Origin of the sequence: Arenimonas metalli CF5-1 (assembly GCF_000747155.1) — a bacterium.
In the GTDB taxonomy this organism is placed as follows: domain Bacteria; phylum Pseudomonadota; class Gammaproteobacteria; order Xanthomonadales; family Xanthomonadaceae; genus Arenimonas; species Arenimonas metalli.
Genome location: NZ_AVCK01000009.1, coordinates 117,365 through 141,429 on the forward strand (window position 1 = coordinate 117,365; position 24,065 = coordinate 141,429).

Annotated in this window: 25 protein-coding genes; 20 read left to right on the forward strand and 5 right to left on the reverse strand. The window is 71.7% G+C overall.

The annotated features are described in order from the left end of the window. Window positions 1–64: 64 nt before the first annotated feature. Window positions 65–1,510 carry a transglycosylase SLT domain-containing protein gene (locus N787_RS02960; protein WP_034210665.1) on the forward strand — a complete coding sequence of 482 codons (1,446 nt, stop codon included), beginning with the start codon at window positions 65–67 and terminating at the stop codon, window positions 1,508–1,510. A 78-nt stretch (window positions 1,511–1,588) separates the two neighbouring features. Here N787_RS02960 and N787_RS02965 read toward each other — a convergent pair whose 3' ends face one another. Then, window positions 1,589–3,619, reverse strand: a complete 2,031-nt coding sequence (locus N787_RS02965; protein ID WP_245593945.1) for a 3-hydroxyacyl-CoA dehydrogenase NAD-binding domain-containing protein — start codon at window positions 3,617–3,619, stop codon at window positions 1,589–1,591. Between the two features lie 150 nt (window positions 3,620–3,769). Here N787_RS02965 and rpoE point away from each other — a divergent pair, with 150 nt between their 5' ends. The 11 genes from rpoE (at window position 3,770) to recO (ending at window position 13,318) form a co-directional block, all read left to right on the forward strand. Then, window positions 3,770–4,363, forward strand: coding sequence for an RNA polymerase sigma factor RpoE (rpoE, locus tag N787_RS02970; RefSeq protein WP_084590598.1), 594 nt, complete (start codon window positions 3,770–3,772; stop codon window positions 4,361–4,363). After that, window positions 4,360–5,040: a sigma-E factor negative regulatory protein gene (locus tag N787_RS14205; RefSeq protein WP_052575071.1), complete on the forward strand. Its 681-nt coding sequence runs from the start codon at window positions 4,360–4,362 to the stop codon at window positions 5,038–5,040. The genes rpoE and N787_RS14205 overlap by 4 nt, the downstream gene beginning before the upstream one ends. Beyond that, window positions 5,037–5,963: a MucB/RseB C-terminal domain-containing protein gene (locus N787_RS02980; RefSeq protein ID WP_034210670.1), complete on the forward strand. Its 927-nt coding sequence runs from the start codon at window positions 5,037–5,039 to the stop codon at window positions 5,961–5,963. Before N787_RS14205 ends, N787_RS02980 begins: the two co-directional genes overlap by 4 nt. Then, window positions 5,956–6,405, forward strand: a complete 450-nt coding sequence (locus tag N787_RS02985; protein ID WP_034210671.1) for a SoxR reducing system RseC family protein — start codon at window positions 5,956–5,958, stop codon at window positions 6,403–6,405. Before N787_RS02980 ends, N787_RS02985 begins: the two co-directional genes overlap by 8 nt. Then, window positions 6,402–7,871, forward strand: coding sequence for a Do family serine endopeptidase (locus N787_RS02990; protein WP_034210672.1), 1,470 nt, complete (start codon window positions 6,402–6,404; stop codon window positions 7,869–7,871). Before N787_RS02985 ends, N787_RS02990 begins: the two co-directional genes overlap by 4 nt. Before the next feature lie 99 nt (window positions 7,872–7,970). Beyond that, a complete protein-coding gene (lepA, locus tag N787_RS02995; RefSeq protein ID WP_034210674.1) occupies window positions 7,971–9,764 on the forward strand; it encodes a translation elongation factor 4 in 1,794 nt (597 codons plus the stop codon). A 29-nt stretch (window positions 9,765–9,793) separates the two neighbouring features. Beyond that, entirely contained in the window at window positions 9,794–10,630 is an 837-nt protein-coding gene (lepB, locus tag N787_RS03000; protein ID WP_034210675.1) for a signal peptidase I, read from the forward strand. Window positions 10,631–10,698: 68 nt separating this feature from the next. After that, window positions 10,699–11,043 carry a DUF4845 domain-containing protein gene (locus N787_RS03005; protein ID WP_245593946.1) on the forward strand — a complete coding sequence of 115 codons (345 nt, stop codon included), beginning with the start codon at window positions 10,699–10,701 and terminating at the stop codon, window positions 11,041–11,043. Then, window positions 11,036–11,692 (forward strand): ribonuclease III, encoded by a 657-nt coding sequence (gene rnc / locus N787_RS03010; protein WP_034210678.1) that lies wholly within the window; start codon window positions 11,036–11,038, stop codon window positions 11,690–11,692. The genes N787_RS03005 and rnc overlap by 8 nt, the downstream gene beginning before the upstream one ends. Further along, entirely contained in the window at window positions 11,689–12,603 is a 915-nt protein-coding gene (era, locus tag N787_RS03015; RefSeq protein WP_034210680.1) for a GTPase Era, read from the forward strand. Before rnc ends, era begins: the two co-directional genes overlap by 4 nt. Window position 12,604: 1 nt before the next feature. Next, complete coding sequence (gene recO / locus N787_RS03020; RefSeq protein ID WP_034210681.1) at window positions 12,605–13,318, forward strand: DNA repair protein RecO; 714 nt, start codon at window positions 12,605–12,607, stop codon at window positions 13,316–13,318. On the opposite strand, the gene N787_RS03025 is transcribed toward recO, so the two are convergent. Beyond that, entirely contained in the window at window positions 13,309–14,028 is a 720-nt protein-coding gene (locus N787_RS03025) for a response regulator (protein WP_034210682.1), read from the reverse strand. The genes recO and N787_RS03025 overlap by 10 nt on opposite strands. A gap of 47 nt (window positions 14,029–14,075) precedes the next feature. On the opposite strand from N787_RS03025, the gene N787_RS14210 reads away from it, so the two are divergent. From N787_RS14210 to N787_RS03065, 8 genes are all read left to right on the forward strand, one after another. Next, window positions 14,076–16,100 carry a translocation/assembly module TamB domain-containing protein gene (locus tag N787_RS14210; protein ID WP_052575072.1) on the forward strand — a complete coding sequence of 675 codons (2,025 nt, stop codon included), beginning with the start codon at window positions 14,076–14,078 and terminating at the stop codon, window positions 16,098–16,100. Between the two features lie 28 nt (window positions 16,101–16,128). Beyond that, on the forward strand, window positions 16,129–16,731 hold the full coding sequence (locus tag N787_RS03035; RefSeq protein ID WP_052575073.1) for a YdbL family probable chaperone protein: 603 nt from the start codon (window positions 16,129–16,131) through the stop codon (window positions 16,729–16,731). Between the two features lie 113 nt (window positions 16,732–16,844). Continuing rightward, on the forward strand, window positions 16,845–18,164 hold the full coding sequence (rlmD, locus tag N787_RS03040; protein ID WP_034210684.1) for a 23S rRNA (uracil(1939)-C(5))-methyltransferase RlmD: 1,320 nt from the start codon (window positions 16,845–16,847) through the stop codon (window positions 18,162–18,164). 7 nt (window positions 18,165–18,171) lie between these two features. Next, window positions 18,172–18,675: a CYTH domain-containing protein gene (locus tag N787_RS03045; RefSeq protein WP_034210685.1), complete on the forward strand. Its 504-nt coding sequence runs from the start codon at window positions 18,172–18,174 to the stop codon at window positions 18,673–18,675. After that, window positions 18,675–19,685, forward strand: a complete 1,011-nt coding sequence (gene nagZ / locus N787_RS03050) for a beta-N-acetylhexosaminidase (RefSeq protein ID WP_034210686.1) — start codon at window positions 18,675–18,677, stop codon at window positions 19,683–19,685. Before N787_RS03045 ends, nagZ begins: the two co-directional genes overlap by 1 nt. A gap of 1 nt (window position 19,686) precedes the next feature. Further along, on the forward strand, window positions 19,687–20,232 hold the full coding sequence (locus N787_RS03055; RefSeq protein ID WP_034210687.1) for a hypoxanthine-guanine phosphoribosyltransferase: 546 nt from the start codon (window positions 19,687–19,689) through the stop codon (window positions 20,230–20,232). A 1-nt stretch (window position 20,233) separates the two neighbouring features. Further along, window positions 20,234–20,977, forward strand: coding sequence for an S-methyl-5'-thioinosine phosphorylase (locus N787_RS03060; protein ID WP_034210689.1), 744 nt, complete (start codon window positions 20,234–20,236; stop codon window positions 20,975–20,977). A gap of 100 nt (window positions 20,978–21,077) precedes the next feature. Then, a complete protein-coding gene (locus N787_RS03065; protein ID WP_034210690.1) occupies window positions 21,078–21,281 on the forward strand; it encodes a cold-shock protein in 204 nt (67 codons plus the stop codon). A 220-nt stretch (window positions 21,282–21,501) separates the two neighbouring features. Here N787_RS03065 and N787_RS03070 read toward each other — a convergent pair whose 3' ends face one another. The 3 genes from N787_RS03070 to N787_RS03080 all read right to left on the reverse strand — a co-directional run. Further along, a complete protein-coding gene (locus N787_RS03070) occupies window positions 21,502–23,256 on the reverse strand; it encodes an ABC transporter transmembrane domain-containing protein (protein WP_034210691.1) in 1,755 nt (584 codons plus the stop codon). Continuing rightward, entirely contained in the window at window positions 23,253–23,855 is a 603-nt protein-coding gene (locus N787_RS03075) for an IMPACT family protein (protein ID WP_034210693.1), read from the reverse strand. The genes N787_RS03070 and N787_RS03075 overlap by 4 nt, the downstream gene beginning before the upstream one ends. After that, window positions 23,855–24,065, reverse strand: a 211-nt coding sequence (locus N787_RS03080; protein WP_034210694.1) for a hypothetical protein, incomplete at its 5' end; no start/stop codon positions are given. The genes N787_RS03080 and N787_RS03075, both read right to left, overlap by 1 nt.

Genomic DNA, 24,065 nt, shown 5'->3' on the forward strand with positions numbered 1-24,065 from the left:
GCGGCCGCTTGCCGCCGCGCGACCGTGGCCGCTAGGCTGCGCGCCTGTCGTCCCGGATGCCTCCATGCGCGCTTCGCTCCTGCTGTCCTGCTTCGCCGTCCTTCTGCTCGCCGCCGCCCCGGCCGATGCCCGCCGCAGCTCGGCCAACGCCCAGAAACTCTACGAAGCCCTGGCCGAGGCCAGCGACGACTATCGCGAAGGCCTGGCCACGATCCGGCGAGGCGAGGCCACGCCCGGCCGCGAGGCGACCCGCGATGCCGCGGCCCGCCTGCTCGAGGCCGGCCGCCGCTGCCAGGACACCCGCGGCTGCGACGGCGCCCGCTTCCTCGCGGCCTACGACGCGCTGGTGCAGGAAGGCGCCGAGCTGGCCGCCGGCGGCGAGGGCTTCGGCGCCACCGCCGAGGCGGCCCCCGCGGCGGGCGAGGCGTCCATCACCTCGCTGATGCCCGAGGCGGGCCGCAGCGCGACCCTGCTCAAGGGCCAGGACCTGCGCCAGCTGATCGAGCTCAACGAGCCGGTGAAGGCCGCGCTGGCCGAATGGCTGACCTGGATGCGCCCCAGCCTGATCACCAGCTGGGAGAACTATCAGCAGATGCGCTTCCTGATGTGGCCCGAGTACGAACAGGCCGGCCTGCCCGAGGCGCTGCTGTTCGGCATCCTCGCCAAGGAATCCAACGGCCGGGTGCACGCGGTGTCGCGCGCCGGTGCCGCCGGCCCGATGCAGTTCATGCCGGCCACCGGGGCACGCTTCGGCCTGGGCTGGCGCGACGGCTTCGACACCCGCTACGACCCGCAGCTGGCCGCACGCGCGAGCGTGCTGTACTTCAACGAGCGCTTCGCCGAGCTCAACAACGACCTCGAGTTCGCGGTCGCTGCCTACAACGGTGGCGAGGGCCGGGCGCTGCGGCTCAAGCGCGCGGCCGGCGACAAGTCGTTCTGGGACCCGTCGGTGTACGGCCAGCTCCCGCCCGAGACCCGCGACTACGTGCCCTACGTGCTGGCCGCGGCCTGGCTGTTCCTGCATCCGGAGGAATACGGCCTGGAGTTCCCGAAGGTGGATGGCGCCGCGACCGTGATGAAGCTGCAGGCGCCCGCCTCGATCTACCAGCTGGCCATCTGCCTGGGCGGTCCGCGCGAGGGTTATTTCCGCGCGCTGCGCAACCTCAACCCGCGCTACGAGCCGCACGTGGCGATCGCCGCGGGTACCGAGCTGCGCGTGCCGGTGGCGGTGCCGCCGCGCTACCAGCAGTCCTGCGTCACCGGCCCGCGTGCGGAGCTCGCCGTGGCGCTGATGGCCGCCAGCAAGCCCACCGTCGCCGCCACGGCCACGCGCGCCCCGGCCGCCGCCGCGGGCGCCCGCAGCTACCGCGTGCGCGCCGGCGACACCCTCAGCAGCATCTCCCGCCGCCACGACTGCCGCGGCGCCACCCAGCTGGCCCGCGCCAACGGCCTGCGCCCGCCGTTCGTGATCCGCGCAGGGCAGTCCCTGAAGCTGATCGGCTGCGGCTGATCAAAATGTAGGAGGGCCTTCAGGCCCGAAGCTCTTCGCGAAGAGCTTCGGGCCTGAAGGCCCTCCTACAGAAGGCAGCTAGAGGGCGTCCCAGCCGGCGCGTGGCTTGAAGCGGGCGCCGTAGCGGGTGTGCAGGGTGTCGAGGCGCGCCTTGAGCTTGTCGGCGCCCACGGCCTTGATGTGCTGGATCGGGCCGCCGCGGAAAGGCGCGAAGCCGGTGCCGAAGATCACGCCGGCATCGAGCAGGTCGGCGTCGGAGACCACGCCGTCGTGCAGGCAGGACACCGCCTCGTTGAGCAGCGGCAGGATCAGGCGATCCTCGAGGTCCTCGGGCGCCTGGTAGTCCTTCGGCACCTCGGGTTTCACGGCGCGGCCGTTCTCCCACTTGTACAGGCCCTGGCCGTCCTTCTTGCCGCGCTTGCCGTCCTCGACCTTGAACGCATCAGGCAGCGGCTGGCCGTGGAAGTCGGCCATGATCTTGCCGACCGAGGCCGCGACGTCGAGGCCGACGGTGTCCACCAGCTCGATCGGGCCCATCGGCATGCCGAACTTCAGCGCCACCTTGTCGATCACCGGGCCCGGGATGCCTTCCGAGAACGCGACGATCGCTTCCTGCATGTAGGGCGCCAGGATGCGGTTGACCAGGAAGCCCGGGGTGCCCGCCACCGGCACCGGCAGCTTGTCGATCGCCTTGCAGAAGGCGGCGAGGCGGCGCTCCGTTTCGGCATCGAGGCCGTCGTGGCGCACGATCTCGACCAGCGGCATCAGCGCCACCGGGTTGAAGTAATGCAGGCCGGCGAAGCGCGCCGGGTCCTTGCGGCCCGCGCGCAGGTCGGTGAGCGGGATGGACGAGGTGTTCGAGACCAGGATCGCGCCCGGCTTGAGCGTTTCCTCGACCTTGGCGAACAGCGCCTGCTTGGCCTCGAGGTTCTCGAAGATCGCCTCGATCACCAGGTCGGCGTCGGCGACGCCGGTGCCTTCGACGTCGGCCTTGAGGCGGGCGCTGGTCGCGGCACGCTTGGCTTCATCCTTTACCTTCTTTTCAAACAGCTTGGCCGCGCGATCCAGCGCCGGCTGGATGTACTTCATCTCCCGGTCCTGCAGCGTCACCTCGAAGCCGCGCAGCGCACACCAGGCCGCGATGTCGCCGCCCATCACGCCGGCGCCGATCACGTGCACCTTCGAGATGCCATGGTCCTTGCCGCCCAGCGACTTCAGCCGGTCCATCAGGAAGAACACCCGCACCAGATTGTGCGCGGTCGGCGTCGCGGCCAGCTTCACCACCGACTTCGCCTCGGCCTTCAGCGCGGCGTGCACCGGCAGGCCGCCGCTGCGGCGCCAGGTCTCGATCAGCGCGAACGGGGCAGGGTAGTGCTCCTTGCGGGCCTTGCGCGCGACCTGCTTGGCGATCTGCGGCGCGAGGAGGGCGCGGCCGGGGCCGGTGTTCGTGGCCCAGGCCAGGAAGCGCTGCTTGAACGGGCGGGTGGTGCCGCGCTGGGCGAGCTTGACGGCTTCGTCGAGCAGCACCGCCGGCGCCACGACCTTGTCCACCAGGCCTATCGCGCGCGCGGCCGAGGCCGACAGCGAGCGGCCGGTCAGCATCAGGTCCATCGCCGCCGGGGCGCCCAGCAGGCGCGGCGCGCGCACGCTGCCGCCCCAGCCCGGATAGATGCCCAGCTTCACTTCAGGCAGGCCGATGCGGGTCTTTTCGTCGTTGCTGGCGATCCGGTAGCGGCAGGCCAGCGAGATCTCGGTGCCGCCGCCCATGCAGTGGCCGTGGATCGCCGCGACGGTCGGGCAGCGCAGCTCGGCCAGCTTCTGGAACACCAGCTGGCCGTGGCGGATCCAGTCCTCGGTCTGGCCCTTGGCGGCGATGTCGCCGAAGCCCTTGATGTCGGCGCCCGGGATGAAGCCGGCGGCCTTGCCGGAAATGATCACCACGCCCTTGGGCAGCTCCAGCGCGATGCGCTCGACCATGGACTCGAGCTCGTCCAGCACGGCCCGCGAGAGCGCGTTGACGTTCTGGTCGGCACGGTCCAGGGTCAGGACGAGGATGCCGTCGGGGCGGGGGTCGGCACGCCAGTGCGCGAGGCGAAGTCCGTCGAACATGGCGGTCTCCATACGATGGGGTAGGGAAGGGAGGTCGTATCATCCCGGCAGGACCCCGGGGGGTCAACGCCGGTTTCGTGCCGGCGGGAACTTTCCCCGGCGGCGGATGTCCATGGAGCGGCCCGGATGGCCGCAGGAGCAGCGGCCCGGATGGGCGACAACGAACTGGACCTGGTCCTCGTCAAGCGTGTGCAGGGCGGCGACAACTCGGCCTTCGACCTGCTGGTGCGCAAGTACCAGCACCGGATCGGCGCCGTGGTGTACCGCTTCGTGCCCGATCACGCCGAGGCCCAGGACATCACCCAGGATGCGTTCATCCGCGCCTACCGGGCGCTGCCGAACTTCCGTGGCGATGCCCAGTTCTATACCTGGCTCTACCGGATCGCCGTGAACACCGCCAAGAACCACCTAGTCGCCAGCAAGCGCCGCCCCCCGACCGCCGACATCGCGGCCGAGGACGCCGAGCACCTCTCCGGCGGCGGCCGCCTGCACGACCACGACACCCCGGAACACCAGCTGCTGCGCGGCGAGATCGAGCAGGCCGTCACCGACACCGTGGCCGGCCTGCCCGAGGAACTGCGCCAGGCCATCACCCTGCGCGAGGTGGACGGCCTGAGCTACGAGGAAATCGCGCAGCTCATGCAATGCCCGATCGGGACGGTGCGCTCGCGCATCTTCCGCGCCCGCGAGGCGATCGACCAAACCCTGCGACCCCTGATGGACCGCGAACGAGTGCGCCCATGACCGACATCGACGACCGCCTGAAGGAACAGCTCAGCGCCTGGCTGGACGGCGAACTGCCGGCCGACGAGGCCCGCTTCCTGCAGCGGCGCCTGGACAACGACCCGGCCCTGCGCGCCCGGTTCGAACGCTGGCAGCTGGCCTCGGCCTGCCTGCGCGGCCAGCCGGTGCGGCTGATGCCCGCGGCGTTCGCCGAACGGGTGCAGGCCGGCCTCGGTCCGGCGGCACCGGCGCGCGCCCGCTGGCCCTGGTTCGCCAGCGCGGCGGCGGCCGTGCTAATGGTGGCCCTGCTGCCGAACATGCTGGCCACCGATGCCGGCCCAGGCCTGCCGCCGGCGGCCGACCTGGCCGGGGCGGCGGCACCCGCCGCGACGCCCTCGTTCGCCGCGACGTCCGCCTTGCCCGCGACGCCGTCCGCGTCCCTGCCCGAGTTCGCGCCGGTGGCGTCCGCGCCCTCGTCGCCGCTGCCGTCGGTGCGTGATTTCCCGCTCACCAGCCCCACGGCGGGCAAGGCCTGGCCGCGCTCGCCGGTCGTGGCCGACGAGCGTTCGCTGCAGGCCTACCTCGTGCGCCACAACGCGCTGGCGGCCGGCGATGGCGTCGGCGGTTTCCTGCCCTACGTGGACGTGGTCACGCAGGAAGGCGAGGCCTCGTCCGCGCCGGAGGATCGCCGCGAGTGAAGCCGGCCTGGCTGGTCCTGCTGCTGGCGCTGGCCGCGCCGCTGCAAGCCGCGGTGGGCGCCGGCGACTGGCTGGCGCGGATCGAGCCGGCACTGCGCGGCCTCGATTACCAGGGCACCCTGGTGCACGTCGCCGGCGGCCGCGTGGAAACGGTCCGCCTGTTCCACCGCCGCGACGGGGATCGCGAACGCGAGCGCCTGGTCGCGCTGGGCGGCGCCCCGCGCGAAGTCATCCGCGATGGCCGCCAGGTGATGTGCCTGGGCGGTGGCGCGGGCCCCCTGGCCTTCGAAGTCACGGCGCACGGCGGCTGGAGCCCGGCGCTTGCGCTGTCGGCGGCGGGCGACCTGACGGGCTATCGCGTGCAGCTGGCCGGCAGCGACCGCATCGCGGGCCATGCGGCCCAGCGCATCGACATCCTGGCCACCGACCGCTGGCGCTACGGCTACCGGCTGTGGCTTGAACGCAAGACCGGCCTGCCGCTGCGCGTGGACCTCGTGGATGCGCAGGGCGCCGCGGTCGAGCATGTCGCGTTCACCGAACTGGCGATTGGCCGCCGCCCGCGCGACGAAGACCTCGAACCCTCCACCGACCGTGGCCTGGTTGCGCTGGCCCCGCTCGCCGCCTCGCGCGCGGTCGCGCCGGACTGGCGCGTGCCGTCGCCGCCGCCCGGCTTCACCTTGCGCTCGGCGCGGCGCGACGCCTCCGGGCTGCAGCTGCTCTACAGCGACGGGCTGGCCAGCGTGTCGGTGTACGTCGAGCGCGCCGATCCCGACCGTCGCGCCGCCACCGCCACCCGGCAGGGCGCGGTGCATGCGCAGGCCTTCCAGTCCTCGGGCTGGCACGTGCTGGCCATCGGCAAGGTGCCGGCCGGCACCGTCGCTCACCTGGCGCGCACCGTGCGCGCGGTCGATGCCGATGGCTGAGCGCGAGGTCGAAGTCATCGCCGCGGCGGACGGCCGGCTCCGCCTGCGCCTGCTCGGCGACCAGTGCGCGGGCTGCGAAGGCGGCTGCGCCGGCCGCTGCAACCTGTTCGCCACCACCGATGCCGGCGAGTTCGTGCTCGAGGGCGCGAACGGCGCCTGCGCGCGCGCCGGCGAGCGCTACCGCCTCGCGCTCGACGACCAGGCCCTGCGCCGCGCCGCGTGGCTCGGCTACGGCCGCGCGCTGCTGGGCCTGCTGGCCGGCGCCTTCGCGGGCCACGCCATCGGTGCCGCCTGGCCGGATGCGCGCGATGGCCTGACCCTCGCCGGCCTGCTGGCGGGAACTTTCCTGGCGGTGCGCGCCTCCAAGCGCCACTTGCCCGCGCCGCGGCTGCTGCCTGCCGCCGGCGCCACCCCCAACCCCTGCAAGAGTGATTGCCCATGAGCCTGTCGTACCGCCATGTCCTCGCCTTCGCCCTGCTGCTGCCGCTTGGCTACGCCCAGGCGCAGGCGCCCGCCGCGCCCGAGCCGGCCCCGCTGGTGCAATTGCCCGACTTCACCCGGCTGGTGGAGCGCACCGGCCCGGCCGTGGTCAATATCGAAGCCACCATCGGCGGCGGCGAGGCCCGCGACGAAGAGGACGCCGCGGCCGAGGGTGCGCCGCCGATGCCCGAGGACATGCCCGAGTTCTTCCGGCGCTTCTTCGGCCAGCCCGGCCTGCCGGGTCGCCCGGGCCAGGGCCCGCGCGGCGGCGTGTCGCAGGGGTCGGGCTTCATCATCTCGGCCGACGGCTACGTGCTCACCAACCACCACGTGGTCGAAGGCGCGACCGACATCGTCGTGCGCCTAAACGACCGCAACGAGCTCAAGGCCGAACTGGTCGGCAGCGATCCGCTGTCCGACGTGGCCCTGCTCAAGGTCGACGGCCGCGGCCTGCCGGTGCTGAAGATCGGCGACTCGCGCGGCCTCAAGGCCGGCCAGTGGGTGCTGGCGATCGGCTCGCCCTTCGGCTTCGAGCATTCGGTCACGGCCGGCATCGTCAGCGGCGTCGGCCGCCGTTCGCTCGATCCCAGCCAGCAGTACGTGCCCTTCATCCAGACCGACGTGGCCATCAACCGCGGTAATTCCGGCGGACCGCTGCTCAACACCCGCGGCGAGGTGGTCGGCATCAACTCGCAGATCTTCTCGAACTCCGGCGGCTACATGGGCGTGAGTTTCGCGATCCCGATCGAGGTGGCGATGAACGCGGTGCGCCAGCTGCGCGACACCGGCAAGGTGGTGCGCGGCCAGCTGGGCGTGCGCATCCAGGACGTGGACCGCGAGCGCCTGGCCGAGTTCGGCCTCGACCGGCCGGTCGGCGCCTTCGTCGATTCGGTCGAGAACGGCAGCGCCGCCGCCCGCGCCGGCATCCGCCCGGGTGACGTCATCACCCGCTTCAACGGCCGCGAGATCGGCCGCTCGGCCGAGCTGCCGCCGATGGTGGGCGCCATGCCCCCGGGCAGCCGCGCCAGCGTGACCCTGATGCGCGACGGCAAGCCGCTGGACCTGGTCGTGACCCTGGCGGCGCTGGACACCGCCGCGGCGCCTCCGGCCCCGTCGGGGCAGGGCGCCGCCCCGGCCCCGGCGGCCGGCAATGCGCTGGGCGTCGTGGTCGAGGAGCTCGATGCCTCGGCCCGGTCCGCGCTGGGCCTGCGGGCGGGCGAGGGCGTGCTGGTCGGCCGGGTGGCCGGGCTGGCCGCGCGCCAGGCCGGGCTGGCGCCGGGCGACGTGATCCTGCAGGTGGGTCGCGCCGACATCGGCTCGGTGGCCGACTTCGAGGCCGCCGTGAAGGACCTCGGCTCCGGCGACGAAGTCCGGCTGCTGGTGCGCAACGCGCGCAGCACCGGCTTCGTGACCTTCACGCTGCGCTGAGCCCGTGGGCCGGGCCGGCCCGCCCCCGCGGCGGGCCAGGCCCCGGGGGCTGTGCGATAATCCGCCGTTTACCGCCACCGACCGGCAGCCGTCCCCCGCATGCAGCACATCCGCAATTTCTCCATCATCGCCCACGTGGACCACGGCAAGTCCACGCTTGCCGACCGCATCATCCAGATCTGTGGCGGCCTCCAGGCGCGCGAGATGGAGGCGCAGGTGCTCGACTCGAACCCGATCGAGCGCGAGCGCGGCATCACCATCAAGGCGCAGTCCGTGTCGCTGCCGTACACCGCGAAGGACGGCGTCACCTACCAGCTCAACTTCATCGACACGCCGGGCCACGTCGACTTCAGCTACGAGGTCAGCCGCTCGCTGGCCGCCTGCGAGGGCGCGCTGCTGGTGGTGGACGCCGCCCAGGGCGTCGAGGCGCAGTCGGTGGCCAACTGCTACACCGCGGTCGAGCAGGGCCTGGAAGTGGTGCCGGTGATCAACAAGATCGACCTGCCCACCGCCGACATCCCCAAGGTCAAGGCCGAGATCGAGGCCGTGATCGGCATCGACGCCGAGGACGCCGTCGCCATCAGCGCCAAGACCGGCCTGAACGTGGTGGACGTGCTCGAGGCGATCGTGCAGCGCATCCCGCCGCCGAAGCCGCGCGACACCGACAAGCTGCAGGCGCTGATCATCGACTCGTGGTTCGACAACTACCTGGGCGTGGTCTCGCTGGTGCGGGTGATGCAGGGCGAGCTCAAGCCCGGCGACAAGATGCTGGTGATGTCCACCGGCCGCACCCACCTCGTCGACAAGGTCGGCGTGTTCACGCCCAAGCGCAAGGACCTGCCGAGGCTGGGCGCCGGCGAAGTGGGCTGGATCAACGCCTCGATCAAGGACGTGCACGGCGCGCCCGTGGGCGACACCCTGACCCTGGCCAACGACCCGGCGCCGGGCCCGCTGCCGGGCTTCCAGGAAATGCAGCCGCGCGTGTTCGCCGGCCTGTTCCCGGTGGACGCCGAGGACTACCCGTCGCTGCGCGAGGCGCTGGAGAAGCTGCGCCTGAACGACGCCGCGCTGCGCTTCGAGCCCGAGAGCTCGGAGGCCATGGGCTTCGGCTTCCGCTGCGGCTTCCTGGGCATGCTGCACATGGAGATCGTGCAGGAGCGGCTGGAGCGCGAGTACGACCTCAACCTCATCACCACCGCGCCCACCGTGGTGTACGAGGTGCTGCTGGTGGACGGCAGCACGATGCCGCTGGACAACCCGTCCAAGCTGCCGCACGTGACCAAGATCCAGGAAATCCGCGAACCCATCATCCGCGCCAACATCCTCACGCCGCCCGACTACGTGGGCAACGTGATCAAGCTGTGCGAGGAGAAGCGCGGCCGCCAGGTCGGCATCAACTACATGGCCTCGCAGGTGCAGGTGAGCTACGAGCTGCCGATGGCCGAAGTGGTGCTGGACTTCTTCGACAAGCTCAAGTCGGTCTCGCGCGGCTATGCCTCGCTCGACTACCACTTCGAGCGCTTCGAGGCCGGCCCGTTCGTGCTCATCGACACGCTGATCAACGGCGACAAGGTCGATGCGCTGTCGTCCATCGTCCACCGCAGCCACGCCGACCGCCGCGGCCGCGAGGTCTGCGAGAAGATGCGCGAGCTGATCCCGCGGCAGATGTTCGACGTGGCGATCCAGGCCGCCATCGGTTCGCAGATCATCGCCCGCTCGACGGTCAAGGCGATGCGCAAGAACGTGCTGGCCAAGTGCTACGGCGGCGACGCCACCCGCAAGAAGAAGCTCCTCGAGAAGCAGAAAGAAGGCAAGAAGCGCATGAAGCAGGTCGGGCGGGTGGATATCCCGCAGGAAGCCTTCCTCGCCGTGCTGCAGACCGACAACAAGTAAGCGGCCCCCGCCGCGAGGACCCCCGACGCGTGAAAATCGACCTTGCCCTGATCCTCACCACGCTGGCCGCGCTCACCGGCCTGGTCTGGCTCCTCGATTCCCTGCTGTTCGCGCGCAAGCGCAAGCTGATGCAGGCCGAAGGCGAGGACGTGGCCGACCCGATCGTGGTCGAGTACGCGAAGTCCCTGTTCCCCATCATCTTCCTGGTGCTGGGCCTGCGCAGCTTTGTCGCCGAGCCCTTCCGGATCCCGTCCAGCTCGATGATGCCGACCCTGCTGGTGGGCGACTTCATCCTGGTCAACAAGTTCACCTACGGCCTGCGGCTGCCGGTGGCCAATACCAAGGTCGTGCCGCTGGGCCAGCCGGCGCGCGGCGACGTGGTGGTGTTCCGCTACCCGGGCTTCGGCCCCGGCGACACCAAGGCCGGCACCGATTACATCAAGCGCGTGGTTGGCCTGCCGGGCGACCGGATCGCGTTCAAGGACCAGGTGCTTTACGTGAACGACGTGGCCGTCGCCAAGCGCGAGACCGGCGTCTACATCGGCCGCGGCCAGGGCCGGTCCATGACCGGCGCCAGCCAGTTCGAGGTCGAGCTGCCGGGCCAGGACGGCCAGTCGCCCGTCCGCCACGCGAGCCTCGAGAACAACCGCTGGAGCGACCCGCGCATCGAGAACCAGTGGGTGGTGCCGGCCGGCCACTTCTTCGTGATGGGCGACAACCGGGACCAGAGCGAGGACAGCCGCTACTGGGGTTTCGTGCCGGAGCAGAACCTGGTCGGCAAGGCCTTCCTGGTCTGGCTCAACTGCTCGGGCTGGTTCTGCAACGAGGCGTTTGACTACACCCGGATTGGCGATACCATCCGCTGAACGGCCACCACCCAGGGGACAGGACCATGGTACGCAAGCAGCAAGGCATCACGTTGATGAGTTTCGTCATGGTCCTGGTCGTCGTGGGCTTCTTCGCCCTGGTCGCCATGAAGCTGTTCCCGATGTACACCGAGTTCCACAACATGAAGGCGGCGGTGAATGCCTACGCTGCCGAGCCGAACTCGGCCAACAAGACCACGGCGCAGGCCTGGGCCGAGCTCGACCGCCGGTTCGGCATCGCCTACGTCGAGTCGGTGGAGCGCCAGGACGTCAAGATCGAGCGTGCGGCGCAGGGCCGCGGCATGCAGATCAAGGTCGCCTACGAAGTGCGCAAGCCCCTCATGTTCAACCTCGACGTGGTCGGCAAGTTCGAGCACGTGGCCGACCTCACCGGTACGGGCTCGGGTGGCTGATCGGCTCCAACACGCCTTTCGCCACCCCGAACTGCTGCAGCAGGCCCTCAGGCACCGCAGCGCCGGGGCGCCGAACAACGAACGCCTGGAGTTCCTCGGCGACGCGCTGGTCAACCTGATCGTCGCCGAGGCCCTGCACGCCCGCTGGCCCAAGGCCGACGAGGGCACCCTGACCCGCGCGCGCGCCGCCCTGGTGCGGGAATCCGCCCTGGCCGGCATCGCCCGCGAGCTGCAGCTGGGCGACCGCATCGAACTCGGCCCGGGTGAACTCAAGAGCGGCGGGCACCGCCGCGACTCGATCCTGGCCGATGCGCTCGAAGCGGTCGTCGCCGCGATCCACCTCGACGCCGGCTTCGATGCCTGCCGCGCCGCGGTGATGCCCTGGTTCGAACCCCTGATCGAGGCCCTGCCGACCGGCAAGGCCGAGAAGGATCCCAAGACCCGACTTCAGGAATGGCTGCAGGGCCGGCAGCTGCCGCGCCCGGCCTACCGCCTGCTCGAGACCCGCGGCGACGACCATGCCCGCGTCTTCGTGGTCAGCTGCGAAACCACCGATCCCGAGCTGGCCGAGCAGGCCGAAGGCCCGGCGCTGCGGGCTGCCGAACAACTCGCCGCCGAGCGCGTGCTGGCGCGACTGGAGACCAAGTGAACACCGAAGCCCCCACCGACCCGGCGCCGCACCGCGCCGGCACCATCGCCGTGATCGGCCGGCCCAACGTCGGCAAGTCCACCCTGGTCAATGCCATGGTCGGCGCCAAGGTCAGCATCGTCTCGCCGCGGCCGCAGACCACCCGCCACCGCATGCTCGGCATCGCCACCTTCCCCGAGGGGCAGCTGCTGCTGGTCGATACCCCGGGCATCCATGGCCAGCAGAAGCGCGCCATGAACCGCATGATGAACCGCGCCGCCCGCGGCGCCGTCGAGGGCGTGGACGCGGCGATGCTGGTGATCGAGGCCGGCCGCTGGACCGACGACGACGCGCTGGCCTACAAGGCGCTGTACGAGGCCGGCGTGCCCTGCCTGCTGGTCATCAACAAGGTCGACAAGATCAACGACAAGGGCGCGCTGCTGCCCTTCATCGCCGAGGTCACGGCGGGCCGGGATTTCAGCGCGGTCTATCCGCTGTCCGCGCTGAAGAAGCGCGGCCTCGACGGCCTGGTCAAGACGCTGCTTGCGCACGTGCCGGAAGCGCCGCCGATGCACGACGAGGACGAGATCACCGACCGCAGCGAACGCTTCCTCGCCGGCGAGCTGGTGCGCGAGCAGCTGATGCTGCGCCTGGGCGACGAGCTGCCGTACTCGGCCACCGTCGAGATCGAGAAGTTCGAGCTCGATGGCGAGATGCTGCGGATCGCGGCCGTGGTCTGGGTCGAACGCGAAGGGCAGAAGCCGATCGTGATCGGCAAGGGCGGCGAGCGCATGAAGGCGATCAGCACCAGCGCCCGCCACGGCATGGAGCAGCTGTTCGGCCGCAAGGTCTTCCTCGAGACCTGGTGCCGCGTGCGCGAGGGCTGGTCGGACGACGAGGCCGCGCTGCGGCGGTTCGGCTACAGCGACTGACATGCAGGTCCGGGCCCAGCCCGCCTTCGTGCTGCATGCGCGGGCCTGGCGCGAGACCAGCCTGATCGTCGAACTGCTGACCCGCGACCATGGCCGCGTCGCCGTGGTCGCGCGCGGCGTGCAGGGCGCCAAGCGGCACCCGCTGCGCGCCGCGCTGCAGCCGCTGCAGTCCATCCGCGCCGACTTCCTGCCGCGCGGCGAGCTGGCGCGGCTGGTGCAGGCCGAGGCGCTGGACGCCGGCGCCGCGCTGCAGGGCGATGCCCTGATGGCCGCGTTCTACGTCAACGAATTGGTCCTTCGGCTGCTGCCGCGGCAGGACCCGGCGCCCGACCTTTATGCGCGCTACGGCGAGCTGCGCGCCGAGCTCGCGGGCCCCGGTCCGCTGGCCTGGACCCTGCGCCGCTTCGAGCGCGACTTGCTGGAGTTGCTGGGTTACGGCCTGCCGCTCGACGAATCCGAGGATGGCGAACGCATCGACCCGGCCGCGCGCTACCGGCTCGACGCCGAGCGCGGGCCGGTGCGCGACCGCGCGCACGACGCCGGCTCCACCAGCGGCGCGGCACTGCTGGCCCTCGCCGCGGACCGGCTGCCGCCGGCCGAACAGTTGGCGGAGCTGCGCAGCGCACTGCGCGGCGTGCTGCAGGTGCACCTGGGCCCGCAGAAGCTGAAGTCCTGGGGCTTGCTGTCGGAGTTGGCGCGCCTGGGTCAGGACTGAGCGGCCGCGCCGGACAGGATCGCGGCGGCATCGGCCTGGAAACGCGCGTGCGCGCCGGCGTCCGCGGGCGCGGCGTGCAGGGCGCGCGCGGCGTCGAGCAGGCCGGCGGCGCCCACGAAGGCGCAGCTGGCCTTGAGCCGGTGCAGGTGTTCGCGCAGGCGCGCTTCGTCGCGGGCGGACCAGGCCGCGGCGATGGTGCCGGCCTGCCCGGGAAGCTCCTGCAGGAACAGCCGTCGAAGCGCGCGCACCGCATCCGGCTCGCCACCGAGCGCCGACAGCGCCGCCGCATCGTCCCAGGCAGCGCGCGCGGACGACGGCGCGGGGGAGGGAGCCGGGCGTGGGCCGGGCATCCCGGTCGCCATGGCCGCGGTCACCGCCGCCCGCAGCGCGGCCGCGCCGATCGGCTTGGCGAGCACGGCCACGAAGCCGGCCGCCTGCAGTCGCGCCAGCGCGGCCGGATCGTCCTCGGCGGTCAGGGCCAGCGCCGGAACGCGCCAACCGCGGGCGCGCAGCGAGCCGAGCAGCTCATCGCCCCGGCCATCGGGCAGGTGGGCATCGAACAGCCACAGCGCCTCGCCGCCGTCCGCCAGCGACCGGGCCTGCGCCAGGTCCGACGCGAGCGCCAGCCGCACCGGCAGCGTCGCCAGCGCCTGCGCGAGGAAGGCGGCGGTGACGGCATCGTCCTCGACCAGCAGCAGGCGGGGGTTCATCGGGTTTCCCGTGTAATCGCGTCGTGCAAAACCACTATGCTGGCAGCATGCGGCGACCCGCCACGCTCGGCAAGATGTTCCTCCTCGTGCTGCTGCTGGCCGTCCCGGCGGCGCAGGCGAAGGTGCTGCGCGTGCAGGTGGACGCCGTGCGCAGCGAGGTCGCGACGCTCGAGGGCGTGGACCTGGTGCTGGACTGGGCCGAGGGCGAGGCGGCCGGCGCGCTGGAAATGCGCGTGGAAAGCGCGGAAATGCCGCTGCTCGGCTACCGCGGCCGGGACCTCGCCTGGCGCTGCCCGCTGGTGCGCGACGACGCCGGTCGCTGGGCCTGCGACGGGCCGCTGCAGGTGGCCGGAGGCGCGCTGCATCCGCTCGCGATCGAGCTTTCCCCGGCAGGCACCCGCGCCGAACTCGCGCTGGGCGCCCGTCGGATTTCCTACGAGTCGATCGCCGCCGCGCCCGATCGCCACCGGCTCCAGCTGGCGCGGATCCCGGTCGACTGGCTTGGCGAATTCCTCGCCGGGCTCTGGAGCGACGGGCAGTGGACCGCCGGCGAACTGGGTGGCCGGATCGACATCGCCGTGCCCGAAGCCGGGCCCTTCCGGGTCGATGCCGAGCTGGCGCTGGCGGACATCGGGCTGGAGACGCCCGACGGCTGGCTGGCAGCCGCGGGGCTGCAGGCCACGCTGGCGCTCGATTATCGCGAGCAGGGCGGCCGCCAGCAGGTCGCGGTGGACCTGCGCGCACGCGGCGGCGAGTTCCTCGCGCAGGGGCTGTACGCCACGCTGCCGGACACGCCGGTGGACGTGGCGGTACGGGCGGAGCAGCGGGACGGCGCCGGCTGGCAGCTCCCGCAGTTCTCCTGGCGCGACGGCGACGTGCTGCAGGCCAGTGGCCGTGCGCAGCTGGCCGCCGACGCCAGCGTGCGCGACCTGGCGATGGATCTCACGCTGGGCGATCTCGCCGTGGCCCGTGATCGCTACCTCAGCGGCTTCCTCGCGCCCGCGGGATTCGCAGACCTGCTGCTCTCGGGCCGCGCCACGGCCCGGCTCGCGCTGCAGGACGGCCGCGCGCAGTCGATGGCGCTGGGGCTTTCGGGCGTCAATGCGGTCGACCCACGCCAGCGCTTCACCCTGGCCGGGCTCGCCGGCGACCTGCACTGGACCCGGGACGCCGCCGCCGAGGACAGCGCGCTGCGGCTCGACGGCGGCGCGCTCTACGGCATCGGCCTGGGCCCGGCGCGGCTGGCCTTCCGCAGCGCGGGCGGCGAACTGAAGCTGCGCGAGGGGGCGCGCATCGCCGCGCTGGGCGGGCAGGTGTCGCTCGACGACCTGCGCTGGCAGGCGCCCACCGAGGCCCGGGGCACGCGCTTCCAGCTCGGGCTGACGCTGGACGCGCTCGACCTCGGCAGCCTGTCGCAGCGCCTGGGCTGGCCGCCCTTCACCGGCACGCTCGGCGGGCGCATCCCGTCGGCGCGCTACGAGGACAACCGGCTCACGCTCGACGGCGGCCTGGCGATGGACGTGTTCGGCGGCCGCGTGGCGCTGTCCTCGCTGGAAATGGAGCGACCCTTCGGCGTCGCGCCCACGCTCTCGGCCGACATCGCCATCGAGGACATCGACATGGAGCCGATGACCGCGGCGTTCGGCTTCGGCAGCATCACCGGGCGGCTCGACGGCCGCATCGCCGGCCTGCGCATGGTCGACTGGTCGCCGGTGGCCTTCGATGCCCGGCTGATGACCGACGAGGCCTGGAAGGGACGCCGGCGCATCAGCCAGCGCGCGGTCGAGGACATCTCCAAGGTCGGTGGCGCCGGCCTGGTCGCCGGGCTGCAGACGCAGGTGCTGAAGCTGTTCGACGACTTCGGCTACGCCCGCATCGGGCTGGCCTGCCGGCTGCGCGACAACGTTTGCGCGATGGACGGTGTCGGTTCAGCCGGCGATGGCTATACCATCGTGGAAGGTTCCGGCCTGCCGCGCATCCAGGTGGTGGGCTTCCGCCGGCAGGTCGACTGGCCGACCTTGCTGGACCGCCTCGAGGCGGCCACCGAAGGCCAAACCCCGGTCATCCAATAGCCGGTCACCCAAGAATACGGAGAGCGTCATGGGCCAGTCGAAGTCGCGTTACCTGTTCACCTCGCTGCTCGCCTTCGGCGTGCTGGCGCTGGGCGCCTGCGTCACCATCAACGTCTACTTCCCGGCGGCCGAGGCGCAGCAGGCGGCCGAGGAATTCGTCGAGAAGGTGCTGGGCGAGGACGCCGCGCAGGGCGAGAACCCGCAGTCCTTCCATGCCCCGGCGCGCGAGGGCTTCGACTTCGCGTCGCTGTTCATTTCCTCCGCCCACGCCCAGCAGGCCGACATCACGATCCGCACGCCGGCGATCCAGGCGATCCAGTCGCGGATGGAGGAACGCTTCCAGTCCAGCCTGAAGCCGCACTTCGACTCCGGCGCGCTTGGCTTCGGCAAGGACGGCCGCGTGGTGCTGCGCGACGCCACCCAGGTGGGCCTGAAGGACCGCGTGGCGGTCAACCAGCTGGTGGCCGACGAGAACCGCGACCGCGACGCGGTGTACCGGGAGATCGCCGTGGCCAACAACCACCCGGAGTGGGAAGGCCAGATCCGCGAGACCTTCGCCAGGCAGTGGGTCGCCAGCGCCCGCGCCGGCTGGTGGTACCAGGCCGCCGACGGCGCCTGGAAGCAGAAATAACCCTGTATGAGGGCCTTCAGGCCCGAACCCGGCGCGCAGCGCCGGGCCGCCGGAACCAGCAAGCGGGGCGCGGATTTGCGACAATCCGCGCCCCGTTTCCGTTTGGTCCCGCCGTGGCTCGTTCCCGCTCCAAGCTGCACCAGGTCTTCGAAATCGACGTCACCGACTTCAGCCATGACGGCCGCGGCGTGGGTCGCCGCGAAGGCAAGGCCGTGTTCGTGTCCGGCGCGCTGCCGGGGGAGACCGTCCGGGTCGAGCAGACCGGCCGCAACCGCCACTTCGACGAGTGCCGCACGCTGGAGGTGCTCAAGCCGGCGCCCGAACGCGTCGAGCCGCGCTGCCCGCATTTCGGCACCTGCGCCGGCTGCGTGCTGCAGCACCTCGAGGAATCGCAGCAGATCACCGCCAAGCAGCGCGTGCTGACCGACAACCTGCGCCGCATCGGCCACGTCGAGCCGGGCACCGTGCTGCCGCCGCTCACCGACGCCGCCTGGGGCTACCGCCGCAAGGGGCGCTTCTCGGTGCGCTTCGTCGAGAAGAAGGGCAAGGTCGTGGTCGGCTTCCGCGAAACCAACCCGCGCTTCGTCGCCGACCTGTCGGTCTGCCACACCGTGGTGCCGTCCATCGGCCTGCGCATCCCCGAGATTTCCGCGCTGGTGGAGAGCCTCGACGGCCGTCGCACCCTGCCGCAGATCGAGTTCATCGCCGGCGACGAGGCGGTGGCCCTGGTGTTCCGCCACCTCGAGCCGCTGTCCGAGGCCGACCTGGCCCGGCTGGTGGCGTTCGCCAAGGAGACCGGCTTCGCGGTGTTCTTGCAGCCCGGCGGCGTGGATACGGTGAAGGCGCTGTGGCCCGAACAGGTGCCGTTGTCCTTCGCCATCCCCGGCTATGGCCTGTCGCTGGATTTCCGCCCGCTCGACTTCATCCAGGTCAACGCCGGCCTGAACGACAAGATGATCGCCTCTGCGCTGGACCTGCTCGACCCGCAGCCGGGCGACCGCGTGCTCGATTTGTTCTGCGGGCTGGGCAACTTCACCCTGCCGCTCGCGAAGCGGGCGGGGCAGGTGGTGGGCGTGGAGGGCGACGCCGGCCTGGTGGCGCGCGCGCGCGCCAACGCCGCGAAGAACGGCCTGGCCAACGTCGAGTTCCATGCCGCCGACCTGGCTAAGGATCTCGCGGCCGAGCCCTGGATGAAGGCCGGCTTCGACAAGCTGCTGCTCGACCCGCCGCGCGCCGGCGCCGCCGAGGTGCTGGCGCAGCTGCCGCTCAAGGGCATCCGCCGCATCGTCTACGTCAGCTGCCACCCGGGCTCGCTGGCGCGCGACGCCGGCTTCCTGGTGCGCGAGCGCGGCTATACGCTCAAGGCCGCCGGTGCGATGGACATGTTCCCGCAGACGGCGCACGTCGAATCCATCGCGCTGTTCGAGAAATAGGAAACCCATGGGCATCGAGATCGAGCGCAAGTTCCGGGTGCTGGGCGAGGGCTGGCGCGCGCAGGCCGTGCGCTCGGTACGCATCGCCCAGGGCTACATCAACGACATGGCGGCGCTGCGCGAGGGCCGGCAGAACGCCTCGGTGCGCGTGCGCATCGCCGGCGAGCAGGCCTTCCTGAACCTCAAGTCGCGCGAGCTGGGCACCACCCGGCAGGAGTTCGACTACCCGGTGCCGGTGGCCGACGCCGAGGCGCTGCTGGCGCTGTGCGTGGGCGGCCGCATCGACAAGGTGCGGCACTACGTCGAGGTCGAAGGCCACACCTTCGAGGTCGATGAATTTCGCGGCGACAACGCCGGCCTGGTCGTGGCCGAGCTGGAACTGGAGTCCGCCGGGCAGGCCTATCCGCGCCCGGAGTGGCTGGGCCAGGAAGTCACCGAGGAACTCCGCTACTACAACCTGGCGCTCGCCGAGCGCCCGTATTCGCGCTGGAGCGCACAGGAGCAGCACTGATGCTGGTGATCGGAATCAGCGGCCACGAACTCGACGCCCGCGAGCGCGAGTGGCTGCAGCATGACGCGGTGGCGGGCGTGATCCTGTTCACCCGCAACTTCGCCTCGCGCGCGCAGGTGGCCGAGCTCTCGGCCGCCATCCGCGAAGCGGCCCCGCGCCCGCAGCTGCTGTGCGTGGACCAGGAAGGCGGCCGCGTGCAGCGCTTCCGCGACGGCTACCATCCGCTGCCCTCGCTCGACGGCTACGGCCATCTGTACGCCCGTGACCCCAAGGCCGCGCTGCGGCTGGCCAAGGACCACGCCTGGCTGATGGCCAGCGAGATCCGCGCCACCGGCGTGGACCTGAGCTTCGCGCCCGTGGTCGATCTGGGCCGCGGCAACCTGGCGATCGGCAACCGCGCCTTCCATGCCGATCCCGCCATCGTCGCCGAGTTCACCCGCGCCTACGTGGCCGGCATGCACGAGGCCGGCATGGCCGCGACGCTCAAGCATTTCCCGGGCCACGGCTCGGTGCTCGAGGACACGCATTTCGACGACGCGGTCGACCCGCGCCCGCTGGAAACGCTCCAGGCCGAGGACCTGCTGCCCTTCGTCGCCGGCATCGACGCCGGCGCCGACGCGGTGATGATGGCGCACGTGAAGTACCCTGCGGTCGCGCCCGAGCCCGCCGGCTACTCGCCGCGCTGGATCAGGGACATCCTGCGCCGCGACATGGGCTTCCGCGGCGTGGTCTTTTCCGACGACATCGGCATGGCCGCGGCCGAATCGGCCGGTGGCGTGAAGTCGCGCATCGACGCCCACCTCGACGCCGGCTGCGACATCGTGCTGGTCTGCGCCCCGGCCCTGGTCGAGGATTCGCTCAAGGCGATGGACACGCGCCCGGCCTCCGACACGCTGGGCATCAGCTCGCTGCTGGGCCGTGGCGCCGGCGGCTGGGACGGCCTGCTGGCCGATGCGCGCTACGATGAGGCCCGCGGCCGCATCACGGCCCATCCCGAAGGAGTGGCCTGACATGGTGACGTCCCTGGCCGAGGCCGTGGCCGGTTCCGACCTGCTGTTCGACCGCGAACGCATCGAGCGCGAGATCATCCGCATCGCCGCCAAGATCGACGCCGACTACGCCGACGGCGAGCGCCCGGTTTACCTCACCATTATGCACGGCGGCCTGCCGTTCGCCGCGCAGCTGGCGATGGCGATGAAGACCGACCTCGAGTTCGATTACCTGCACGCCTCGCGCTACCGCGGCGCCACCACCGGCTCGGGCCTGGCCTGGCTGCACCGCCCGGCCACGCCGCTGCGCGGCCGCCGCGTGCTGCTGGCCGACGACATCCTGGACGAGGGCCACACGCTCAAGGCGGTCAAGCAGTGGTGCGAGGACCAGGGCGCGCGGGAAGTGCGCGTCGCCGTGCTGGCCGTGAAGCAGCACGACCGCTGCGTCGAGGGCATCGCCGCCGACTACGTCGCGCTGGAAGTGCCCGACCGCTACGTCTACGGCTACGGCATGGACTACCACGAGCAGGGCCGCAACCTGCCCGCGATCTACGCGCTGGGGAACTGACATGGCCGCGATCGACCTGGCCGTGATCGGCGGCACCGGCGTCTACCGCCTCGCCAGCCTGCAGGATGCCGAGGCCATCGAAGGCGACACGCCGTTCGGCAAGCCTTCGGGTCCCGTGCGGGTCGGCACCATCCGCGGCCGCCGCGTGGCCTTCCTGGCCCGCCACGGCGAGGGCCATTCGCTGCCGCCGCACCGGGTGAACTACCGCGCCAACCTCTGGCAGCTCAGGCAGCTCGGCGCCACCCGCGTGCTCGCCATCAACACCGTCGGCGGCATCACCGAGCGCTTCGGCCCGCGCGTGCTGGCGCTGCCCGACCAACTGATCGACTACACCTGGGGCCGCGCCTCGAGCATCTGGGACGGCGAGGGCGGCGAGGTGCTGCACGTCGATTTCGGCGACCCCTACACGCCTTCGCTGCGCGCCGAGGTGCTGGCCGCGGCCGCCCGTGCCGGCGTGGCGGTGGTGGATGGCGGCTGCTACGGCGCCACCCAGGGCCCGCGCCTGGAGACCAAGGCCGAGATCGCCCGCATGCGCCGCGACGGCTGCGACCTGGTCGGCATGACCGGCATGCCCGAGGCCGGACTGGCCCGCGAGCTCGGCCTCGACTATGCCTGCCTGACGGTGGTGGCCAACTGGGCCGCCGGCTGCAGCGGCGACGCCGAGATCACGCTGGCCGAGGTGCTGGCCCACGTCGAGGCCGCCAGCGCCGGCCTGCCGGGGCTGTTCGACGCGCTGCTGGGGTGATTGTCAGTCGAATTCCCCTTTTGCATACTCGGCCCGTGCGACGGCCCGGGGAAGGCGCCGGGGCACGTTCGACCAACCGCACTCGAGGGAAGGAAAGCGCATGAGTTTCGGCACCGTGAAGTGGTTCAACGACGCCAAGGGGTTTGGCTTCATCGCTCCGGAGGACGGCAGCGCGGATGTGTTCGTGCATTACTCGGCGATCGCATCCAAGGGCTTCCGTTCGCTCCAGGAAGGCCAGCGCGTCAGTTTCGAAGTCGTCCAGGGCCCGAAGGGCGCGCAAGCCGCCAACGTCGCCCCCGCCTGAGGCGGCTTCGATTCGAAACCCGGGGCCCCGCTTTTGCGGGGCTCTTCTTTATTGGAGCGTTGGACGCGGATTTACGCGGATGAACGCGGATAAAGCAAAGTCGAAATTGGGTCTTCGCCGGCTGGATAATCCGGCGAAGGACCAATCCTGCTTTCGTTTGCTTTATCCGCGTTCATCCGCGTAAATCCGCGTCAAAAACGCCCTTCCCACAGCCGGGAAACTAGTGGTCGAACTGGAGGCGGGCGAGTTCGGCGTAGAGGCCGCCCTGGGCCAGGAGTTCGGCGTGCGTGCCTTGGGCGACGATGCGGCCCTGGTCCATGACGATGATGCGGTCGGCCTTGAGCACCGTGGCGAGGCGGTGCGCGATGACCAGCGTGGTGCGGCCCTGCATCAGCCGCTCGAGCGCCTGCTGGACCGCGTGCTCGCTCTGCGAGTCGAGCGCGCTGGTGGCTTCGTCGAGCAGCAGGATGGGCGCGTCCTTGAGCAGCGCCCGCGCGATCGCCAGCCGCTGCTGCTGGCCGCCGGAGAGGCGCGCGCCGCGTTCGCCGAGTTCGCTGTCGTAGCCCTGCGGCAGCGCGGCCAGGAAGTCGTGGGCCTCGGCGCTGCGGGCGGCGGCCTCGATCTCGGCGTCGCTGGCCTCGAGCCGGCCGTAGCGGATGTTCTCGCGCGCGCTGGCGCCGAAGATCATCGGGTCCTGAGGCACCAGGGCCACGTGCCGGCGCAGCGAGGCGGGCTCGAGCGTGCGCAGGTCGTGGCCGTCGAGAAGGATGTGGCCGGCCTCGGGGTCGTGGAAGCGCAGCAGCAGCTGCAGCACCGTGCTCTTGCCGGCGCCGGAGGGGCCGACCAGCGCGACGGTTTCGCCGGGCGCGACCGACAGACTGAAGTCATCCAGCGCGGCCACGTCGGGGCGGGTGGGATAGTGGAAGCGCACGCCCTCGAGTCGGATTTCCCCGCGCACCGGCGTCGGCAATCCGGCCGGGTGGGCAGGCAGCGACAGCACCGAACGTTCCTGCAGCAGCTCGTTGATGCGGGTCATGCCGCCGGCGGCGCGCTGCACCTCGGCCCAGACTTCGGTGAGGGCGCCGACCGACCCCGCGCCCAGCAGCGCATACAGCACGAATTGCCCCAGCGTGCCCGGCGTCATGCTGCCGGCCACCACGTCCTGCGCGCCGATCCACAGCACCGCGGTGATCGAGCCGAACACCAGCACGATCACCACCGCGGTCAGCATCGCCTGCAGCCGGATGCGCTTGCGGGCGGTGCCCAGCGCCACCTGCACCGCGCCGGAGAAGCGCTCGCGCTCGTAGTCCTCGCGGGCGTAGCTCTGCACCGTGTGCATCGCGCCCAGGGTCTCGCCGGCGCGGGCGTTGGCGTCGGCGACCCGGTCCTGGCTGTCCTTGGCCACGCCGCGCACGCGCCGGCCCGACACCACCATCGGCAGGATCACCAGCGGGATGCCGAGCAGGGCGAACAGCGCCAGCCGCGGGCTGGTGACCGCGAGCATCAGCGCACTTCCCAGCACGGTGATGCCGCTGCGCAGCGCCACCGACATGCTCGAGGCCACCACGCTGCGCAGCAGCTCGGTGTCGGCCGACAGCCGCGACAGCAGCTCGCCCGTGCGCGTGCGCTCGAAGAAGGCCTGGTCCAGCGACAGCAGGTGGCCGTAAAGCGTGCGCCGCAGGTCGGCGATCACGCGCTCGCCCAGCAGCGACACGAAGTAGAAGCGCGCCGCCGTGGCCAGCGCCAGCAGCACCGCCACCGCGAACAGCAGCGCGAACCAGCGGTCGACCGAACTGCCGGCGACGAAGCCCTGGTCGATCATGTACTTCACCGCCACCGGCAGCATCAGCGTGGCGCTCGAACTCAGCGCCAGCGCCACCAGCCAGCACAGCAGCAGCGGCCGGTGCGGGCGCAGGAAGGGCAGCAGGCCGCGCAGGGAGTTCAGCGGCGGGCGCGGCGTCGGGGTCTCGGTCATGCGTCGGGGGTCTCGAGGCGCCTCAGGCGCGCGGCGCCCCGGCTGAGGTCGCGCAGCCGGTCGGCCAGGCCTTCAAAACTGGAGGCGGGAAGGCGCAAACGCAAGTGCAGGCCGTGTTCGTCGAAGGTTTCCCCGAGCTTGCGGGCCCCGACGGCGTCGAGCAGGCCGTGCAGCGGGCCGGCCAGCGCGAAGTCGGCCTCGACCGTGGCTTCGCACCAGTCCACCAGCGGTCGCCGCGGCGCGGTGCGCAGGCACTCCGCGGCGGCGCCGCCGTAGGCGCGCACCAGGCCGCCGACGCCGAGGTTGGTGCCGCCGTACCAGCGCGTCACCACCACCATCACCTGGTCCACGCCCTGGCCTTCGATCGCGGCCAGGATCGGCCGGCCGGCGCTGCCGCCCGGTTCGCCGTCGTCGCTGGAGCGGTAGGCGGCGCCGATGCGGTAGGCCCAGCAATTGTGCGTGGCCTGCGGGTCGGCGATGTCGCGCAGCCAGGCCAGGGCCTGCTCCGGCGTCTCCACCGGCGCGGCGCGTGCGATGAATCGGCTCTTGCGGGCCTCGAGCGTGAAGCTGGCCGGGCCCTGCAGCGTTTCCCCCGCCATCAGCGCAGGTCGGCGAGGTCGTCGGGGACGGCCGCGTCGGGATGGGCGGCGCGTAGCCGGGCCAGGCTCTCCCGCGCGCCCGCGGCGTCGCCGGCGGCGCGGCGCGCGCGGATGCGGTCGAACCACGCTTCGGGCGCGAGCGCGGTGTCTTCCGACACCGGCGGCAAGGCGTTCGCCTGCGGCAGGACCGGCGCGCCGGCCGCGGCGGGC

Coding starts and splice junctions, on each gene's coding strand:
- N787_RS14205 (WP_052575071.1), top strand. CDS start 4,360: ATGACCGACATCGACGACCGCCTGAAGGAACAGCTCAGCGCCTGGCTG.
- N787_RS02990 (WP_034210672.1), top strand. CDS start 6,402: ATGAGCCTGTCGTACCGCCATGTCCTCGCCTTCGCCCTGCTGCTGCCG.
- N787_RS03045 (WP_034210685.1), top strand. CDS start 18,172: ATGGGCATCGAGATCGAGCGCAAGTTCCGGGTGCTGGGCGAGGGCTGG.
- N787_RS02960 (WP_034210665.1), top strand. CDS start 65: ATGCGCGCTTCGCTCCTGCTGTCCTGCTTCGCCGTCCTTCTGCTCGCC.
- N787_RS03065 (WP_034210690.1), top strand. CDS start 21,078: ATGAGTTTCGGCACCGTGAAGTGGTTCAACGACGCCAAGGGGTTTGGC.
- N787_RS03075 (WP_034210693.1), bottom strand. CDS start 23,855: ATGGCGGGGGAAACGCTGCAGGGCCCGGCCAGCTTCACGCTCGAGGCC.
- N787_RS03035 (WP_052575073.1), top strand. CDS start 16,129: ATGGGCCAGTCGAAGTCGCGTTACCTGTTCACCTCGCTGCTCGCCTTC.
- N787_RS03055 (WP_034210687.1), top strand. CDS start 19,687: ATGGTGACGTCCCTGGCCGAGGCCGTGGCCGGTTCCGACCTGCTGTTC.
- N787_RS03025 (WP_034210682.1), bottom strand. CDS start 14,028: ATGAACCCCCGCCTGCTGCTGGTCGAGGACGATGCCGTCACCGCCGCC.
- N787_RS03005 (WP_245593946.1), top strand. CDS start 10,699: ATGGTCCTGGTCGTCGTGGGCTTCTTCGCCCTGGTCGCCATGAAGCTG.
- rpoE (WP_084590598.1), top strand. CDS start 3,770: ATGGGCGACAACGAACTGGACCTGGTCCTCGTCAAGCGTGTGCAGGGC.
- recO (WP_034210681.1), top strand. CDS start 12,605: ATGCAGGTCCGGGCCCAGCCCGCCTTCGTGCTGCATGCGCGGGCCTGG.
- N787_RS02985 (WP_034210671.1), top strand. CDS start 5,956: ATGGCTGAGCGCGAGGTCGAAGTCATCGCCGCGGCGGACGGCCGGCTC.
- N787_RS02965 (WP_245593945.1), bottom strand. CDS start 3,619: ATGTTCGACGGACTTCGCCTCGCGCACTGGCGTGCCGACCCCCGCCCC.
- nagZ (WP_034210686.1), top strand. CDS start 18,675: ATGCTGGTGATCGGAATCAGCGGCCACGAACTCGACGCCCGCGAGCGC.
- N787_RS03060 (WP_034210689.1), top strand. CDS start 20,234: ATGGCCGCGATCGACCTGGCCGTGATCGGCGGCACCGGCGTCTACCGC.
- N787_RS03070 (WP_034210691.1), bottom strand. CDS start 23,256: ATGACCGAGACCCCGACGCCGCGCCCGCCGCTGAACTCCCTGCGCGGC.
- N787_RS14210 (WP_052575072.1), top strand. CDS start 14,076: ATGCGGCGACCCGCCACGCTCGGCAAGATGTTCCTCCTCGTGCTGCTG.
- lepA (WP_034210674.1), top strand. CDS start 7,971: ATGCAGCACATCCGCAATTTCTCCATCATCGCCCACGTGGACCACGGC.